The 15,513-nt window shown below is 68.1% G+C and carries 17 protein-coding genes; 7 read left to right on the forward strand and 10 right to left on the reverse strand.

Going from position 1 to position 15,513, the window contains the following annotated elements:
- Positions 1–32: 32 nt before the first annotated feature.
- The 10 genes from hpaI to hpaR form a co-directional block, all read right to left on the reverse strand.
- Positions 33–842 carry a 4-hydroxy-2-oxoheptanedioate aldolase gene (gene hpaI / locus ACLIJ1_RS15605; protein WP_411366458.1) on the reverse strand — a complete coding sequence of 270 codons (810 nt, stop codon included), beginning with the start codon at positions 840–842 and terminating at the stop codon, positions 33–35.
- Positions 839–1,870, reverse strand: coding sequence for a 2-dehydropantoate 2-reductase (locus ACLIJ1_RS15610; RefSeq protein ID WP_411366459.1), 1,032 nt, complete (start codon positions 1,868–1,870; stop codon positions 839–841). The genes hpaI and ACLIJ1_RS15610 overlap by 4 nt, the downstream gene beginning before the upstream one ends.
- Positions 1,867–2,628 (reverse strand): class II aldolase/adducin family protein, encoded by a 762-nt coding sequence (locus ACLIJ1_RS15615; RefSeq protein ID WP_411366460.1) that lies wholly within the window; start codon positions 2,626–2,628, stop codon positions 1,867–1,869. The genes ACLIJ1_RS15610 and ACLIJ1_RS15615 overlap by 4 nt, the downstream gene beginning before the upstream one ends.
- A gap of 32 nt (positions 2,629–2,660) precedes the next feature.
- A complete protein-coding gene (hpaH, locus tag ACLIJ1_RS15620) occupies positions 2,661–3,488 on the reverse strand; it encodes a 2-oxo-hept-4-ene-1,7-dioate hydratase (protein WP_411366461.1) in 828 nt (275 codons plus the stop codon).
- Between the two features lie 17 nt (positions 3,489–3,505).
- Positions 3,506–3,952 (reverse strand): 5-carboxymethyl-2-hydroxymuconate isomerase, encoded by a 447-nt coding sequence (locus ACLIJ1_RS15625; protein WP_411366462.1) that lies wholly within the window; start codon positions 3,950–3,952, stop codon positions 3,506–3,508.
- A 13-nt stretch (positions 3,953–3,965) separates the two neighbouring features.
- Positions 3,966–4,892 carry a 3,4-dihydroxyphenylacetate 2,3-dioxygenase gene (gene hpaD, locus ACLIJ1_RS15630; RefSeq protein ID WP_411366463.1) on the reverse strand — a complete coding sequence of 309 codons (927 nt, stop codon included), beginning with the start codon at positions 4,890–4,892 and terminating at the stop codon, positions 3,966–3,968.
- 342 nt (positions 4,893–5,234) lie between these two features.
- Positions 5,235–6,710, reverse strand: a complete 1,476-nt coding sequence (hpaE, locus tag ACLIJ1_RS15635; RefSeq protein ID WP_411366464.1) for a 5-carboxymethyl-2-hydroxymuconate semialdehyde dehydrogenase — start codon at positions 6,708–6,710, stop codon at positions 5,235–5,237.
- The gene (locus tag ACLIJ1_RS15640) at positions 6,707–7,480 is read right to left on the reverse strand and encodes a fumarylacetoacetate hydrolase family protein (RefSeq protein ID WP_411366465.1); all 774 of its coding nucleotides are present in this window, start codon (positions 7,478–7,480) and stop codon (positions 6,707–6,709) included. The genes hpaE and ACLIJ1_RS15640 overlap by 4 nt, the downstream gene beginning before the upstream one ends.
- On the reverse strand, positions 7,477–8,121 hold the full coding sequence (locus tag ACLIJ1_RS15645; protein ID WP_411366466.1) for a fumarylacetoacetate hydrolase family protein: 645 nt from the start codon (positions 8,119–8,121) through the stop codon (positions 7,477–7,479). The genes ACLIJ1_RS15640 and ACLIJ1_RS15645 overlap by 4 nt, the downstream gene beginning before the upstream one ends.
- A complete protein-coding gene (gene hpaR, locus ACLIJ1_RS15650) occupies positions 8,118–8,615 on the reverse strand; it encodes a homoprotocatechuate degradation operon regulator HpaR (protein ID WP_411366467.1) in 498 nt (165 codons plus the stop codon). Before hpaR ends, ACLIJ1_RS15645 begins: the two co-directional genes overlap by 4 nt.
- 83 nt (positions 8,616–8,698) lie before the next feature.
- Between hpaR and ACLIJ1_RS15655 the strand changes: the two genes are divergently transcribed.
- The 7 genes from ACLIJ1_RS15655 (at position 8,699) to ACLIJ1_RS15685 (ending at position 15,490) form a co-directional block, all read left to right on the forward strand.
- Positions 8,699–9,835 carry an NAD(P)H-dependent flavin oxidoreductase gene (locus tag ACLIJ1_RS15655; RefSeq protein ID WP_411366468.1) on the forward strand — a complete coding sequence of 379 codons (1,137 nt, stop codon included), beginning with the start codon at positions 8,699–8,701 and terminating at the stop codon, positions 9,833–9,835.
- Positions 9,823–10,128, forward strand: a complete 306-nt coding sequence (locus ACLIJ1_RS15660) for an antibiotic biosynthesis monooxygenase family protein (RefSeq protein ID WP_411366469.1) — start codon at positions 9,823–9,825, stop codon at positions 10,126–10,128. Before ACLIJ1_RS15655 ends, ACLIJ1_RS15660 begins: the two co-directional genes overlap by 13 nt.
- Before the next feature lie 58 nt (positions 10,129–10,186).
- Positions 10,187–12,310: an ATP-binding protein gene (locus ACLIJ1_RS15665; protein WP_411366470.1), complete on the forward strand. Its 2,124-nt coding sequence runs from the start codon at positions 10,187–10,189 to the stop codon at positions 12,308–12,310.
- Positions 12,311–12,353: 43 nt separating this feature from the next.
- Positions 12,354–13,730: a DNA repair protein RadA gene (radA, locus tag ACLIJ1_RS15670; protein WP_411366471.1), complete on the forward strand. Its 1,377-nt coding sequence runs from the start codon at positions 12,354–12,356 to the stop codon at positions 13,728–13,730.
- A gap of 144 nt (positions 13,731–13,874) precedes the next feature.
- A complete protein-coding gene (locus ACLIJ1_RS15675; protein WP_411366472.1) occupies positions 13,875–14,273 on the forward strand; it encodes a glycerate kinase in 399 nt (132 codons plus the stop codon).
- A gap of 60 nt (positions 14,274–14,333) precedes the next feature.
- Positions 14,334–15,272 carry a branched-chain amino acid transaminase gene (locus ACLIJ1_RS15680; RefSeq protein ID WP_411366473.1) on the forward strand — a complete coding sequence of 313 codons (939 nt, stop codon included), beginning with the start codon at positions 14,334–14,336 and terminating at the stop codon, positions 15,270–15,272.
- Positions 15,273–15,283: 11 nt separating this feature from the next.
- A complete protein-coding gene (locus ACLIJ1_RS15685) occupies positions 15,284–15,490 on the forward strand; it encodes a zinc-finger domain-containing protein (protein WP_411366474.1) in 207 nt (68 codons plus the stop codon).
- Positions 15,491–15,513 lie beyond the last annotated feature (23 nt).

The raw sequence follows: 15,513 nt of genomic DNA on the forward strand, positions 1-15,513 counted from the left end.
CCCTGCCGCCGTCCATGCTGTAACCCAGCCGCTCAGTACCCACCCGATGGTGCAGCCGGCGCCTTTGAAGCCCCCGCACTGAACCGCTGCACCAACCCACTCGCCGCCTTCACCAGCAGCGTCGTGTCCACCCCCACCGCCACGAACAGCGCGCCCGCGTCGAGGTACTGCTGCGCCAGCGCCGGGTCGGTGGCGAGGATGCCGGCGGCCTTGCCGGCGGCGCGCACCGTGGCGATGCCGTCGAGGATGACCTTCTGCACCTCGGGGTGGCTAGGCTGGCCGCGGTGGCCCATGCTGGCCGAGAGGTCGGCCGGGCCGAAGAACACGCCGTCCACGCCCTCGGTCTCGGCAATGGCCTTGAGGTTGTTCACCGCAGTCACGGTCTCGGCCTGCACCAGCAGGCACATCTGGCCGTTGGCCTGATTGAGGTAGTCGTCCACCTGATTCCAGCGCGAGGCGCGCGCGAGTGCCGCGCCCATGCCGCGGATGCCTTCGGGCGGGTAGCGCATTGCCTGGACCATGAGCGCGGCCTGCTCGGCGGTGTCGATCATCGGGATCAGCAGGGTCTGCGCGCCGACGTCGAGGTACTGCTTGACGAGGGCGACGTCGGCCTCGACCGCGCGCACGACGGCGTGGGTCTTGCTGTACGGGGCGACAGCGCGCAGCTGGTCGAGCACGCTGCGCGGGTCGTTGGGCGCGTGTTCGCCGTCGATGAGCAGCCAGTCGAAGCCGCAGCCGGCCAGGGCCTCGGCCACGTCGGGCGAGGCGAAGCCGACCCAGCAGCCGATCTGGGGCTTGCCGGCCTGGAGGGCGTCGCGAAAGGTGTTCTGGGGGATCTTCATTGCGGTGTCTTCGTGGGTTCGGGGTAGAGGCCGCGCATCTGGCCCATCAATCGTGTGAGGCCCATGAGCGCGTCCATGTTGGGTGTGGCTTCGCCCAGGTGCTGGCCGATCTCGCGCACGGCGCCGACCAGCGCGTCGAGCTCGATGGGGCGGCCGGCTTCCACGTCCTGCAGCATCGAGGTCTTGAACGAGCCGAGCTTGCGCGTGACGGCGTGGCGGTCTTCGGGCTGCTGGTCGATGGGTATGCCGATGCGCGCGCCGATGGCCTGCGCCTCGCGCATGACGGCGCTGCAGAAGCCGCGCACGAGTTCGTCGTCGAGGATGCGGTCACAGGGCGCGCCGGTGATGGCCGAGACCGGGTTCATGGTCATGTTGCCCCAGAGCTTGAACCAGATGTCGCGCTGGATGCGCTCGGAGACGGTGACGCCGAACCCGGCCGCGCCCAGCAGCTCGGCCACGGCCTGCACGCGCGCGGTCACACCGCCGGCCGGCTCGCCGAGGATGAGCTGGTTGTTCTTGATGCGCTCGATGCGCGCGGGCTGCGGCGCCGCGGCGCTGGCGTGCACCACGCAGCCGATGACCTGCGCCGTGGGGATGTTCGTGGCCGTGACGCCGCCGGGATCGACGGCGTTGAGCTGCAGGCCCGCGGCTTCGCCCGGCAGGCCGTCGAAGAACCACCAGGGCACGCCGTTCATCGCGACCAGCACGACCGTGTGCGGCCCCATGAGCGCGCGCACGGCGGGCGCGACGACGGGCATCGCCGGGCCCTTGACCGAAACGATCACCAGGTCCTGCACGCCCAGGCTGGCGGGGTCGTCGCTGGCGTGGATCGCCGCGCGATGTTCCGCACCCTCGGCATCGACCCACACCAGGCCGCGCTCCTTCAACGCCCGCAGCGTGTCGCCGCGCGCCACGGCCGAGAGCTGGATCTGTCCGGCCGGCAGGCGCGAGCCGAGCCAGCCGGCGAACAGGCCGCCGATGGCGCCGACGCCGACGATGGCGACTTTCTGGAAGGTCGGTACGGTCATGCGCGGTAGCCCGGGTCGATGCGGTCGATCAGCCGCTGCATGGCGGCGAAGGAGTCTTCGCCCGCACCGAATTTCGGGTTGAAGTTGAGCGAGTCGCGCACGCAGCCTTCGAGCACCGGCTCCGGAATCTGGCGCAGCTTGCCGAGCGTGGACGAAGCCACCTGGATCTCGCAGGCGCGCTGCACCAGCCACAGGATGTTGAAGGCCTGCGGCAGCGTGTGCCCGATGATCACCGGGCCGTGGTTGCGCAGCAGCAGCACGCGCTTGCCGCCGGCCGAGGCGAGGATGCGCGCGCCCTCTTCGCGGTGCACGGTGATGCCCTCGAAGTCGTGGTAGGCCACCTGGCCGTGCAGCTGCGCGGCGTAGAAGTTGGTGTAGCTCAGGCCGCCCTCGCTGCAGCACACGGCCATGGTCGGCGTGGTGTGCACGTGCATCACGCAGTGCGCGTCGGGCAGGGTGGCGTGGATCGCGCCGTGGAAGGTGAAGCCGGCCGGGTTGATCGGCCAGTCGTCGTTCCCGATGATGTTGCCGTCGACATCGACCTTGACCAGGTTGGACGCGGTGACCTCGGTGTAGTGCAGGCCGAAGGGGTTGATGAGGAAGTGCGCGTCCGGGCCGGGCACGCGCAGCGAGATGTGGTTGTAGATCAGCTCGGCCCAACCCATGTGGGCAAAGATGCGGTAGCAGGCGGCGAGCTGCACGCGGGCCTGCCATTCGGCGTCGCTGACGCGGGCGGGTTTGAGGAAGGCGTCGGCCATGCGGGTCTCCTTCTATATATGTATGTGTGTGCTCAGACGAAGCGGAAGCGAAGGCAGCCGAGCGGGCCGTAGTCCGCCTCGAACAGGTCGCCCGCCTTCGCCGCCACGGGCCGCGTGAAGCTGCCGGCGAGCACGATCTCGCCGGCCTGCAGCGTCTCGCCCCAGGGGGCGAGCTTGTTGGCCAGCCAAGCGATGCCGATTGCAGGGTCGCCCTGCACGCCGGCCGCCAGGCCGGTCTCTTCGACCGCGCCGTTCTGCCGCAGGATGGCGCCGCACCAGGGGCGGTTGGTGCTGCGCGGGCCGGCCTTGAACGCCGGGTCGCCCGCGCCGATCACGATGCCGGCGTTGGCCGCGTTGTCGCTGATGGTGTCGTAGACCTTGCGCATCACTTTCGTGTGGCGGTCGAACTGCTCGATGCGCGCGTCGATGATCTCGATGGCGGGGGTGATGTAGTCGGTCGCGGCGAGCACGTCTTCCACCGTCACGTTCGGGCCGGCCAGCGGCGCCTTGAGCACGAAGGCCAGCTCGACCTCGACGCGCGGCGCGATGAAGTTCTTGACCGGAATCTCCAGCACCTCGCCGGCTTTGGCGGTGTAGAGCATGTCGTCGAGCAGGGTGCCGTAGTCAGGCTCGTCGATCTGGCTGCTGATCTGCATGGCGCGGCTGGTCAGGCCGATCTTGTGGCCGATGACTTTCCGGCCGGCAGCTTTTTCAAGATCCACCCAGGCGCGGCCGATGCGGTAGCCGTCTTCGACGGTCATGCCGGGGTGGCGTTTGGAGAAGTGCTCGACCTGGGTGCGGGTCTGCTGGGACTGCTGCAGCTCGGCGGCGAGCTGCTGAACGAGGGCGTCGTCGAACATGGTGGATGTTGTGTGGTTCAGGGCTTCTTGAAGAGCGGGTGCAGGGAACTGTTCTTGGCGTCGAAAACCTCTGTGCCTTCGTCGACCTGCACGGTGATTCCGATGGGGCGCTTCGCGAGCTGTTCGGCGAAGCGCTCCTTCACGCAGGCATTCAGCGCCTCGCCCACGCGCTGGTGCACGACGGCGCTGCGGCCCCGGGCCATGCGCACGTTCATGTAGACAAAGGCGTAGTCACCGCCCAGGCCCGCAGCGATGCCGGCCGCACCGCCGTCGGACACGGCGCTGTGCGCGGCGGGGTAGGCCAACACGCGCGTGCCCCCAGTGGGGAAGACCTGCTGGTCCTGCTCATCGCGCACCGCGAGCATGGAGTCGGCCAGCGCGCGGCACAGACCGCTCATGTCGACGCCGCCTTCGGAGGCCGGCTTGTCGAGGTTGGGGGTGTAGAGGATGACGAGGTGGGGCATGGGGTGCTTCCGTTCAGAGGCGTGAACTCACGAGGCTGAAGCCGTCGGCGGCCGAGGCCTGCGCCTTGGGAATGGCTTTGCCGGTGACGGGCGTGACCGGGAACACGGCGTTGATCTGGCCGGTGCCCGACGCGCCGAAGTACGGCGTGATGACCTCGGCCTTGCCGTCGTATTCGCTCCAGCCCAGCACACCCATCATCATCGCCGTGTCGTGCATGAAGCCTTCGCCGTGGCCCTTGCTGGCGTACTCGGGCAGCATCTCGCAAAAGTCCTTCCACTCACCGGCCTGCCACATGCGGACCACCTCGTCGTCCAGGTGTTGAAGGAAGGGGCTCCAGACCTTGAACGCGTATTCGGGCGCGAGGCCGTTCTGTGCGAAGCGGTGGCTCAGCGAGCCGCTGGCAAGGAAGGCGACGGTGCCGTCGTAGTGGTCTTCGACGGCCTTGCGCATGGCCCAGCCCAGGCGGGCGCTGTCGTTGAGGTAGTGCACGGTGCACAGCGCGGAGACCGAGATGGCCTTGAAGTGCTGGTCGGCGTTCATGTAGCGCATGGGCACGAGGGTGCCGTACTCGGGCTGCAGCGTGGTGGCGTGGTGGGCGAGGGTTTCGACGCCGTGTTCGACCGCGACCTTGGCGAGCAGCTGGCCCAGCTCGGGGTTGCCGGGAATGGCGTAGCCCATGTTGCTGATGAAGTGGGGCAGCTCGTTGCTGGTGTAGGTGCCTTGCCAGTGGGGCGCACAGTTGAGGTGGTAGCTGGCGTTGACGAGCCAGTGGGTGTCGAAGACGACGATGGTGTCGACGCCGAGTTCTTTGCAGCGGCGCGCGATTTCCTTGTGGCCGTCGATGGCATCCTGGCGAGTGCCTTTGCGGGGGCCGTCGAGTTCGCTGAGGTACATCGAGGGGACGTGGGTGATCTTTCCGACCAGTGCTACTTTGCCCATTTGGCTTGTCTCCTGTTTTGTGCGTTGTCTTGGCTGACGTTTGTGGTGGAAGGCGAGGTGGGTGGTATGCCTCCGCTCATGTCCCCCGGTCTGCGCTGCGCGCAGCCCTCCTCCTTTACTTCGCTGCGGCACACCACCCACCTCGCCTTCTCTCGCTGCGCATCGGCGCTCGAACGGTTGAATGCCAACACTGCTTCTGGCTGGGAGGACCGGGGTACCCGGTGCAGCGAAGTAAAGGAGGAGAAACGGGCAAAGCCCGTTTCGGGGGACATGAGCGGAACCGGGTACCCCGGTCCTCCCAGCCCGCCCAGGTCAATGAGCGAAACAGCAGAGGAGCGCAAATCAAACTCCCCAATGAGGAATGTGATGCGACCCCAGAGACACAGCAACGTTCTTGGGCTCCAGGAACACCTCGTAACTCCAGGTTCCGCCCTCGCGCCCCGTACCCGACGCCTTCGTGCCACCAAACGGCTGCCGCAAATCGCGCACGTTCTGCGAGTTCACGAAACACATGCCAGCTTCCACGGCCGCCGCGACCCGGTGCGCCTTGCCGATGTTCTCCGTCCACACATAGCTCGACAGACCGTAGGCGATGTCGTTCGCGATGCGGATCGCGTCCGCCTCGTCCTTGAACGGAATCAGGCAGGCCACCGGGCCGAAGATCTCTTCCTGTGCGATCTTCATGCGGTTGTCCACGTCGGCGAACACGGTCGGCCAAACGTAGTTGCCGGCCTGCACATGCGCGGGCAGTTCGGCCGCATACGACGGGCGATCCAGACCGCCGCACAACATCGTCGCGCCCTCCTTGGGCCCCAGCTCGATGTAGCTGCGCACCTTGGCCAGGTGCCCCTGGCTGATCATCGGGCCGATGGTCGTCTTCTCATCCAGCGGGTCGCCGACCACGATGCGCTTGGCGCGCTCGGTGAACTTCGCGGCGAAGTCGGCGTAGATGCTCTGCTGCACGAGGATGCGCGAACCGGCGGTGCAGCGCTCCCCGTTGTTGCTGAAGATCATGAAGATCGCGGCGTCGAGCGCGCGGTCCAGATCGGCGTCGTCGAAGATGACGAACGGGCTCTTTCCGCCGAGCTCCATGCTGAACTTCTTCAGGCCCGCGGCCTTGACGATGCGGTTGCCGGTCGCGGTGGAGCCGGTGAAGCTGATGGCGCGCACATCCGGGTGGGCGCACAGCGGCTCGCCGGCTTCCTTGCCGAAGCCGTGCACGACGTTGAGCACGCCGGCCGGGATGCCGGCCTCCAGCGCCAGCTCGCCCAGGCGCGCGGCGGTCATGGGCGAGAGTTCGCTCATCTTCAGCACCGCCGTGTTGCCGAAAGCCAGCGCGGGCGCGACCTTCCACGTCGCGGTCATGAAAGGCACGTTCCACGGCGAGATCAGCGCGCACACCCCCACCGGGTGGAACAGGGTGTAGTTCAGGTGCGTGGGCGTGGGGTAGGTGTGGCCGTCGACGCGGGTGCACATCTCGGCGAAGTAATAGAAGTTGTCCGACGCGCGCGGGATCAGCTGCTTGCCGGTCTGCGCGATCACCTGTCCGGTGTCCTGGGTCTCGGTGTTCGCGATCTCGGGCACGTGCTTGGCGATCAGGTCGCCCAGCGCGCGGATCTTCTTCGCGCGCTCGGTGGCCGGCAGGCCGGCCCAGGCGGGGAAGGCGTCCTTGGCGGCCTGCACTGCGGCGTTGACTTCGGCTTCGGTGCCCGAGGCCACTTCGGCGAGCACACCCTGCGTGGCCGGGTTGACGGTTTCGAAGTAGTCGCGGCCGGCGACGGTCTTGCCGTTGATGAGGTGGTCGATGCGTTGCGTCATGCCTTGCTTTCGGAAGTGATGGTGTTCGTGAGGGCGCCGATGCCGTCGATCTCGGTGACGATCACGTCGCCGGGCTGGCAATCGACCACGCCGTCGGGCGTACCGGTCAGGATCAGGTCGCCGGGCATCAGGGTCATGAAGCTGCTGAAGTAGGCGATCAGCGTCGGCACGTCGAAGATCATGTCTTTCGTGCTGCCCTGCTGAGTGACCTTGCCGTTGACGGTGGTGCGCAGCGCGAGGTTCATCGGGTCCGGGACATCGGCGGCATCGACCAGCCAGGGACCGATGGGCGTGCAGGTGTCGCGGTTCTTGACCTTGAGGTTGGGCCGGTACCAGTTCTCCAGGTAGTCGCGGATCGCGTAGTCGTTGGCGACCGTGTAGCCGGCGACGTATTGAAGGGCGTCGGCTTTCTTCACGCGCTTGGCGGGCTTTCCGATCACCACCGCGAGTTCGCATTCGTAGTGCATGAAGTTCACGCCGTCGGGCCGCACGGTGAAGGCTTTGTGACCGGTCAGCGAAGCCTCGCCTTTGACGAAGGCCAGCGGCTCTTCGGGCGCCTTGAAGGCGAGTTCCTTGGCATGGTCGGCGTAGTTCAGGCCGAGGGCGAGCACGGTCCGCGCACGCGGCACCGGCGCCAGCGGCGGCAGCCAGACCACCTCGTCGAAACCGACGCGGCGGCCCTTGAACGCGGGCGTGAGCAGTTCGAGTTGGCCGTCGGCTTCGACGGCGTCGTGGACCGCGCCGGCCCAGGCGATGCGGGCGCGCTTCATGTGGCCTCCTGAATGAAATGGTTGACCAAGGGCGAGAAGCCAGTGGCGGTGATCTCGACCGAGTCGCCGGCCTTCACACGCGGCCGCGATCCGTCCTCCAGGCAATCGGTGCCGACCATGAGCACGTCACCGGGCCGCATCGACTGGAAGGCGTTCACATCCGCCCACAGCGTGGCCGCATCGCGCACCAGATCGGCCAGCGCCGTGCGCTGTCGCATCACGCCATCGACCCGCAGTTCCAGCACCAGCGACGCGAGCGTCGACAGGTCGGTCAGTGGTCGCACCGCGTCGCCCACGCCGAAGAAGCCGTCGACATTGCGGTACTTCACCGGTGGTCGGTAATAGCTCTCGTGCGGAAGCGCCACGTCGTTGCACAGCACGGCGCCCGCGACCACACCGCCCTCGCCCGCCACCAGGCCGAGCGACGCACTGACCTCGACCTCGCCCACGCCGGGCGGAAGCGCAATCGGATGCCCCGAAGCGGTGTAGGTGTTGGCGGTCTTGATGTAGAGCACCGGAGCGTTCGGCGGCGCCTTGTAGGGCGCGTCGTTCATGCGCGGCGCCCACAGCGCGTGTTCGCGCCGGAAGTTCAGCAGGGTGCCGTAGACCGTGCCGGCCGGCAGGTAGGGGATGGGGTTCATTCGGTGTCGTCCTCGGACGTGTCTTCACTGGTGGCTTCGCCGCCGGGCGCTTCGAGCGCAATCACCTGGTCCAGCAGCACATAGAGCTTCGCCAGCTGCGCCTTGCCCAGTTGTTCTTCCATCCAGGCGTAGTGCGCCTCGATGGTCTGCGAGAGCGTCGCCACCAGCTTCAGGCCGGCGGCGGTGGCGCGCACCACGGTGCGGCGCGCGTCCTGCGGGCAGCGCTCGCGGCTGATGAGGCCGTCGCGCTCCATGCGCGTGAGCACGCCGGTCAGGCTGGGGCCGAGCAGCAGCGCCTCGCGCGCCACGCGGCCGGTCTCGACACCGGCCGGGTCCCCCGCGTGTTCCCCCAACACCCGCAGCACGCGCCATTGCTGGTCCGACAGACCGTGCTCGCGCAGGCTCGGGCGGGTGTGCTGCATCACCGCTTCGCGCGCTTCGAGCAGCAGGCGGGGCAGGTTGCGGTGGACGAACGAAGGAGTGGTCTGGCTCATTTATTTAATATGTTAAATGATTTTGTTCGACGCATCCAGCAAGGGATAACCCGCACCCTGAAACCGGGTGGACAATCCGCCCCATGAAGACCTTGCTCGCCCTGCTGGGCACCGAAGTCCCCCTGATCCAGGCCCCGATGGCGGGCGTACAGGGCGCGGCGCTGGCGATCGCCGTCAGCAACGCCGGCGGGCTGGGTTCGCTGCCCGGCGCCATGCTCACGCCCGAGGCGCTGCAGACCGAGCTGACGGCGCTTACCCGGGGCACCACGCATCCCTGGAACCTCAACTTCTTCTGTCACACGCCGCCGGTGCCCGACGCCGACCGCGAGGCGCGCTGGCGCGAGACGCTGGCGCCTTTCTACGCCGAGGCGGGGCTGGACATCCAGTCGGTGCCCGCGGGCGCCGGGCGCGTGCCGTTCAGCCATGCGGTGGCCGATGTGGTCGAGCCCTTCCGCCCGCCGGTCATGAGCTTCCACTTCGGCCTGCCCGCGCCCGACCTGCTGGCGCGCGTCAAGGGCTGGGGCAGCGTGGTGCTGTCGTCGGCGACGACGGTGGACGAGGCGCGCTGGCTGGTCGCACATGGCGCCGACGCCGTGATCGCGCAAGGCGTGGAGGCCGGTGGTCACCGTGGCATGTTCTTGACAGCAAACAGCCCCCACGCTCCGCCGCTGCGCGGGTCGCTGCCCCCCGAGGGGGCTGATCTGCCTTGGGGCGGCCCGGCGGCAGATCTCCTCACCACCCAGATGGGCACCTTCGCCCTGCTGCCGCAGATCGTGGCCGCGGTGGATGTACCGGTGATCGCGGCCGGCGGCATCGCCGACGCGGCGGGTGTGCGCGCCGCGCTGGCGCTGGGCGCGACCGGCGTACAGGTCGGCACCGCCTACCTCTGCTGCCCCGAAGCCACCACCAGCACGATCCACCGCGCCGCGCTGCAGAGCGATGCCGCGCGCCACACCGCGCTCACCACCCTGTTCACCGGCCGGCCGGCGCGCGGCATCGTCAACCGCGTGATGCGCACGCTCGGCCCGCTGAACCCCACCGCGCCGGCCTTTCCGCTCGCCACCGCCGCCATCGCACCGCTGCGCGCCCACTGGGAAAAGCAGGGTAGCGGCGATTTCACGCCGCTGTGGTCGGGCCAGAACGCCAGCGGCTGCCGCACCCTCCCGGCGGCCGAACTCACCCGCGAACTCTCGCAAGGATTCATCGAATGTTTGTTGTGATCTTCCGGGCCAAGGCCCGCACCCTCGACGCCGAATACAGCGCCATGGCGGCACAGATGCGCCAGCTCGCGCTCACGCAGTTCGGCTGCCTGGACTTCACCGCCGCGACCGAGGGCGACCAGGAAATCGCCCTCTCCTACTGGCCCGACGAGGCCAGCATCCGCGCCTGGAAACAGCACACCGACCACCTGATGGCGCAGAAGCTGGGGCGCGAGCGCTGGTACGCCAGCTACTCGGTCGAGATCGCCGAAATCACGCGGCGCTACAGCCACCCGCCGGCACCCGGCCACTGACCCCCGGGCGCCCGCATAACGGACCCCTGGCAGCGACCCGGTATATTGGGTGCCGAACATGCCGCGCCGCCACCCCACCGCATTGCCGGGCAGGTCCCCGCAAGACCTCTGCCCCCTGAAGCGCCGCCAGCTGCTGCTGGGCGGGCTGGCACTGGGCCTTTCGCTACCGGCCGGTGCGGCCGAGGTGATCCGCTATGCGGGCGACGCCGCCTTCCCGCCCTTCGAATCCCTGGACCCGCAAGGACAGCCGCAAGGCTTCCAGATCGACCTGCTGCGGGAGCTCGAACCCCTGCTGGGCGTCAGCTTCGCGATCAGCCTGCAACCCTGGGCACAGACCGAGGCGGCTTTTCGAGAGGGCCGCGCCGACCTGATCGCCATGGTCCAGACCAGCGAGCGGCAGGCCTGGACCCAGTTTGTCCATGGTCACGCCACCCCCGCCATCGCCGTCTACCGGAAGAAGGACGCCGTCGAACCCCAGGATGTCAGCGACCTCAAGGGGCTGCGCATCGCGGTGCCCGACCGCGAGCCGATGCGCGAGACCCTGCAGAACTGGCTGCCGCAGCTGACCGGACCGTTCGTGAAACTCAAGCAACCCGAACTGGTGCTGGCCGCCGTGGAAAAGGGCGAGGCCGATGTGGCGCTGCTGCCGCGCGCCTACGCCGACCCACTGCTCGAACGCGGCGTGGCCCCTGGCGTCGTGGCCAGTGCCCTGGTGCTCAAGGTCCAGTCCTACGCCTTCGCGGTCCACCCCGGCGAACAGGCACTGCAGGAACGTCTGCAAAAGGGTCTGCACGAACTGGAACGCAACGGCCGGCTGGAAGCGCTGCGGGTCAAGTGGCTGAGCAGCCACCGCGATGTGGCCGAACGCCACCGGCTGGAACTGGGCCTGTCACAACAGAAGACCTGGACCTGGGGCGTGGCCGCGGCCTCCGCGCTGGGTCTGGGTGTGCTCGGCACGGTGGCCTGGAAGCGCGGCCGACGCATCCTGCAGGAGCGCGCCCGCCGCCGCACCGCCGAAGCCGCCTTGCACAAGGCCGAGCAGCTGCTGGAGCGCAGCTTCACGCTGCACCCGGAGCCCATGCTGCTGGTCGAGCGCGGCAAGGCCGTGATCCGCGACACCAATGCGGCGCTGCAGACCTTGCTGGGTGTGCCGGCGCGCACGCTGGTGGGCAGGCCGATGCACGAGCTTGGCGCGCACATCGACGCTGCGGCGCTGCAGGCCCTGGTGCGCAGCTTCGGCGACCACGGCGGACTCGATGCGGTGCCGGTACGGCTGATGCGAGCCGACGGCAGCACCCGCGAATGTCTGGTGAGTGCCGACCCGCTGACGATTGGCGGCGTGGAGCATGCCTTCTGCCTGCTGCGGGACGTGACCGAGCAGCTGGAACAGGACGCGGCGCTGCGCCAGGGTTACGACACCCTCGCCGCCGAGCTGGACCGGCTGCGCCGCGACCTGGACAAGGCCCAGGGCAGCCAGCAGCGCGCCGAACAGTCGCTGCAGGAATTCACCCGGGTGGTGTCGCACGACCTGCGCGCGCCGCTGATCGCGATGCAGGGATTCGTCGGCCTGCTGCGCGAGCGGCTACGCGGCGGCCACCTGCAGGAGGCCGAGCAGTACACCGAACACATCGACCGCGCGGCCCGGCGCATGAACACCATGGTGTCGGCCCTGACCGAGATGGCCAAGGTATCACGCAGGCCGCTGCAGCGGGTGACGGTGGACATGCAGCAGCTGGTGCGCGACACCTGGACGCTGCTGAGCGCGGCGCAGGCGCAGCGCCAGGTGGACTTCAAGCTGGACCAGCTGCCGATCGCCCACGCCGACCCGGACCTCACGGCCCAGGTCTGGCAGAACCTGCTGCACAACGCCTGGAAATACAGCGGCAAGGTGGCGCAGGCCAAGGTGTCGGTCGACAGCTTCCGCGATGCCCGCGGCATCTGGTACCGCGTGACCGACAACGGCGCCGGCTTCGACATGACCAAGGCCGGTCAGCTGTTCCAGCCGTTCCAGCGCATGCACAGCGCCACGCAGTTCGAAGGTTCGGGCGTGGGCCTGAGCCTGGTGCGGCGCATCGTCGAGCACCACGGCGGCGAGATCCGGCTGCGCAGCGCACCCGCCGTGGGCACGGTCGCCGAGTTCACGCTCGACCCGCCGCCGGACACCACGGTCCCGGTGAACTGAAGCCCGCGACAGGACTCCATCCGACGGGTGTTAGTCTCGGCGGATGGCCAAGGAAAAGACCCAATTCACCTGCAACGAATGCGGCGGCACCAGCCCGCGCTGGCTGGGCAAGTGCCCGCACTGCAACGCCTGGAACACGCTGATCGAATCGGTGGCCGAGTCGTCGGCACCGGCGAAGAACCGCTTTGCCTCGCTGGCCAAGACGGCAGAGGTCACGACACTGGCCGACATCGAAGCCACCGACGTGCAGCGCACGCCCACCGGTCACGACGAGTTGGATCGGGTCTTGGGCGGCGGCATCGTGGAAGGCGGCGTGGTGCTGATCGGCGGTGACCCGGGCATCGGCAAGTCCACGCTGCTGCTGCAGGCGCTGGATTCGCTGCAGCGCGCCGGCCAGAAGACGCTCTACGTGACCGGTGAAGAAAGCGGCGCCCAGGTCGCGCTGCGTTCGCGCCGGCTCGGGCTGGACGGCTCACAGGTCAGCGTGCTGGCCGAGATCCAGCTGGAAAAGATCCTCGCCACACTCGCCCACACACAGCCCGCCATCGCGGTGATCGACTCGATCCAGACCGTGTACTCCGAGCAGCTCACGAGCGCGCCGGGTTCGGTGGCGCAGGTGCGCGAATGCGCGGCCCACCTGACGCGCGCCGCGAAGGCCAGTGGCACCGCCATCGTGCTGGTCGGACACGTGACCAAGGAAGGAGCGCTGGCTGGTCCGCGCGTGCTGGAGCACATGGTCGACACGGTGCTGTATTTCGAGGGCGACACGCATTCGAGCTACCGCCTGATCCGTGCGATCAAGAACCGCTTTGGCGCCGTCAACGAGATCGGCGTCTTTGCAATGACCGAGCGCGGCCTCAAGGGGGTGAGCAACCCCAGCGCGATCTTTCTCTCCCAGCACGCCGAGCCGGTGCCCGGCAGCTGCGTACTGGTCACGCTGGAAGGCACGCGGCCGATGCTGGTGGAAATCCAGGCGCTGGTCGACAGCGGCGGCCCGTCGCCGCGGCGTCTCAGCGTGGGCCTGGACCGCGACCGCCTGGCCATGTTGCTGGCGGTGCTGCACCGCCACGCGGGCGTGGCCTGCATGGACCAGGACGTGTTTGTCAACGCGGTCGGCGGCGTGCGCATCAGCGAGCCGGCGGCCGACCTGGCCGTCATGCTCGCGATCACCAGCAGCCTGCGCGGCAAGGCCCTGCCCAAGGGATTCATCGCATTTGGCGAAGTCGGCTTGGCGGGCGAAGTGCGCCCGGCGCCGCGCGGCCAGGAGCGCCTGAAGGAAGCCGCCAAGCTGGGCTTCTCGGTCGCGGTCGTGCCCAAGGCCAACGCGCCCAAGCGCAACGACAAGGCCTTCGAGGGCCTGACCATTCACGCGGTCGAGCGCATCGAGGAAGCCATGGAACTGGCGCGAAGTTTGGCTTGACCCCCCGCGCCGCCTTCGGCGTCACCCCCTCGGGGGGCGATGCCAGTGGCCCGGCAAAGCCGGTTCCACGGCATCTGCCGGCGAAGCCCGCGCATACGCGGAAACCGTCATCGTGCGCGGCCGCAGCGCACCGACAATCTGGGCATGAACTTCCAGCGCCTCGCCATTCCCGTCCTGATCGTCGGTCTGCTCGCTGTCGCCTGGCGCAGCTACGGCTGGCCCGGCATCGCCGCCGTCGGCGGCGGTCTGGTGATGTGGCTGTTGTTGCACGTCACGCGGCTGATGACCGTGATGCAGCGCGCCGCCAAGCGCCCCATCGGCTCGGTCGCCAGCGCCGTGATGCTCAACGCCAAGCTCAAACCCGGTGCGACGCTGTTCCACGTGATCGCGATGACGCGCTCGATCGGCGAGCGGCTGTCGGCCGAGGGCGAGCAGCCCGAGCGCTACCGCTGGACCGACGGCAGCGACTCCTCGGTCACCGCCAGCTTCGCCGGCGGCAAGCTCACCGACTGGCAGCTTTCCCGCCCCGCCAGCGACCAGTGAGGTCGGCGAGGGGCGCCGTAAAATTGCGGGCTGACCGACAAATCCCATAAAGGACCCCGCATGAGCCCCGTGATTCCCTCGATGTCCGACCGCGACGGCAAGATCTGGATGGATGGCCAGATGGTCGACTGGCGCGACGCCAAGATCCATGTGCTGACCCACACCCTGCACTACGGCTGCGGCGCCTTTGAAGGTGTTCGCGCGTACAAGACCGCCGACGGCACCGCCATCTTCCGCCTCGAAGAACACACCGACCGCCTGTTCAACAGCGCCAAGATCCTGCGCATGAAGCTGCCGTTCACGAAGGAAGAAGTGAACGAGGCCCAGAAGGCCGTGGTGCGCGAGAACAAGCTCGAATCCTGCTACCTGCGCCCGCTGACCTGGATCGGCGACAAGAAGCTGGGCGTCAGCCCCAAGGGCAACACCATCCACCTGATGGTCGCGGCCTGGGCCTGGGGCGCCTACCTGGGCGAAGAGGGCCTCAAGCGCGGCATCCGCGTCAAGACGTCCAGCTACACCCGCCACCACGTCAACATCACCATGACGCAGGCCAAGGCGGTGAGCAACTACACCAACTCCATCCTGGCCAACATGGAAGTGACCGACGAGGGTTACGACGAAGCGCTGCTGCTGGACAGCTCGGGCTTCGTCTCCGAAGGCGCTGGCGAGAACATCTTCGTGATCAAGAACGGCGTCATCTACACGCCCGACCTGTCGGCCGGCGCGCTCAACGGCATCACGCGCAACACGGTGTTCCACATTGCCAAGGACCTGGGCCTGGAAATCATCCAGAAGCGCATCACCCGCGACGAGGTCTACATCGCCGACGAGGCCTTCTTCACCGGCACCGCCGCCGAAGTGACCCCGATCCGCGAGCTCGACCGCATCGAGCTCGGCGCCGGCAGCCGCGGCCCGATCACCGAGAAGATTCAGAGCGCGTTCTTTGACATCGTCAACGGCCGCAATCCCAAGTACGCCCACTGGCTCGCCAAGGTCTGAAGGAACACGCCATGAGCAAGATGCTTGTCGAACTCGCCGCCGCCGATCTGAACCACCAGGGCGGCGTGTTCTGCCCCAGCCCCAAGGCGGACATGAAGCTCTGGAACAGCCACCCCAAGGTCTACCTGGACGTGGCCAAGACCGGCGAAGCGCGCTGCCCGTATTGCGGCACCGTGTACAAGCTCAAGGCCGGCGAAGTGGTCGCTCACAGTCACTGATCAGCAGCGACAGCGCAAAAAAA

It is taken from the genome of Hydrogenophaga sp. RWCD_12 (assembly GCF_046604225.1).
Classification (GTDB): domain Bacteria; phylum Pseudomonadota; class Gammaproteobacteria; order Burkholderiales; family Burkholderiaceae_C; genus Hydrogenophaga.

What these genes read in the sequence shown, in the direction of transcription:
- hpaR (WP_411366467.1), bottom strand. Translation starts at nt 8,615, where the DNA reads ATGAGCCAGACCACTCCTTCGTTCGTCCACCGCAACCTGCCCCGCCTG.
- ACLIJ1_RS15645 (WP_411366466.1), bottom strand. Translation starts at nt 8,121, where the DNA reads ATGAACCCCATCCCCTACCTGCCGGCCGGCACGGTCTACGGCACCCTG.
- ACLIJ1_RS15660 (WP_411366469.1), top strand. Translation starts at nt 9,823, where the DNA reads ATGTTTGTTGTGATCTTCCGGGCCAAGGCCCGCACCCTCGACGCCGAA.
- hpaH (WP_411366461.1), bottom strand. Translation starts at nt 3,488, where the DNA reads ATGTTCGACGACGCCCTCGTTCAGCAGCTCGCCGCCGAGCTGCAGCAG.
- ACLIJ1_RS15615 (WP_411366460.1), bottom strand. Translation starts at nt 2,628, where the DNA reads ATGGCCGACGCCTTCCTCAAACCCGCCCGCGTCAGCGACGCCGAATGG.
- ACLIJ1_RS15640 (WP_411366465.1), bottom strand. Translation starts at nt 7,480, where the DNA reads ATGAAGCGCGCCCGCATCGCCTGGGCCGGCGCGGTCCACGACGCCGTC.
- ACLIJ1_RS15610 (WP_411366459.1), bottom strand. Translation starts at nt 1,870, where the DNA reads ATGACCGTACCGACCTTCCAGAAAGTCGCCATCGTCGGCGTCGGCGCC.
- hpaE (WP_411366464.1), bottom strand. Translation starts at nt 6,710, where the DNA reads ATGACGCAACGCATCGACCACCTCATCAACGGCAAGACCGTCGCCGGC.
- ACLIJ1_RS15625 (WP_411366462.1), bottom strand. Translation starts at nt 3,952, where the DNA reads ATGCCCCACCTCGTCATCCTCTACACCCCCAACCTCGACAAGCCGGCC.
- hpaD (WP_411366463.1), bottom strand. Translation starts at nt 4,892, where the DNA reads ATGGGCAAAGTAGCACTGGTCGGAAAGATCACCCACGTCCCCTCGATG.
- ACLIJ1_RS15685 (WP_411366474.1), top strand. Translation starts at nt 15,284, where the DNA reads ATGAGCAAGATGCTTGTCGAACTCGCCGCCGCCGATCTGAACCACCAG.
- ACLIJ1_RS15665 (WP_411366470.1), top strand. Translation starts at nt 10,187, where the DNA reads ATGCCGCGCCGCCACCCCACCGCATTGCCGGGCAGGTCCCCGCAAGAC.
- ACLIJ1_RS15655 (WP_411366468.1), top strand. Translation starts at nt 8,699, where the DNA reads ATGAAGACCTTGCTCGCCCTGCTGGGCACCGAAGTCCCCCTGATCCAG.
- ACLIJ1_RS15680 (WP_411366473.1), top strand. Translation starts at nt 14,334, where the DNA reads ATGAGCCCCGTGATTCCCTCGATGTCCGACCGCGACGGCAAGATCTGG.
- ACLIJ1_RS15675 (WP_411366472.1), top strand. Translation starts at nt 13,875, where the DNA reads ATGAACTTCCAGCGCCTCGCCATTCCCGTCCTGATCGTCGGTCTGCTC.
- hpaI (WP_411366458.1), bottom strand. Translation starts at nt 842, where the DNA reads ATGAAGATCCCCCAGAACACCTTTCGCGACGCCCTCCAGGCCGGCAAG.
- radA (WP_411366471.1), top strand. Translation starts at nt 12,354, where the DNA reads ATGGCCAAGGAAAAGACCCAATTCACCTGCAACGAATGCGGCGGCACC.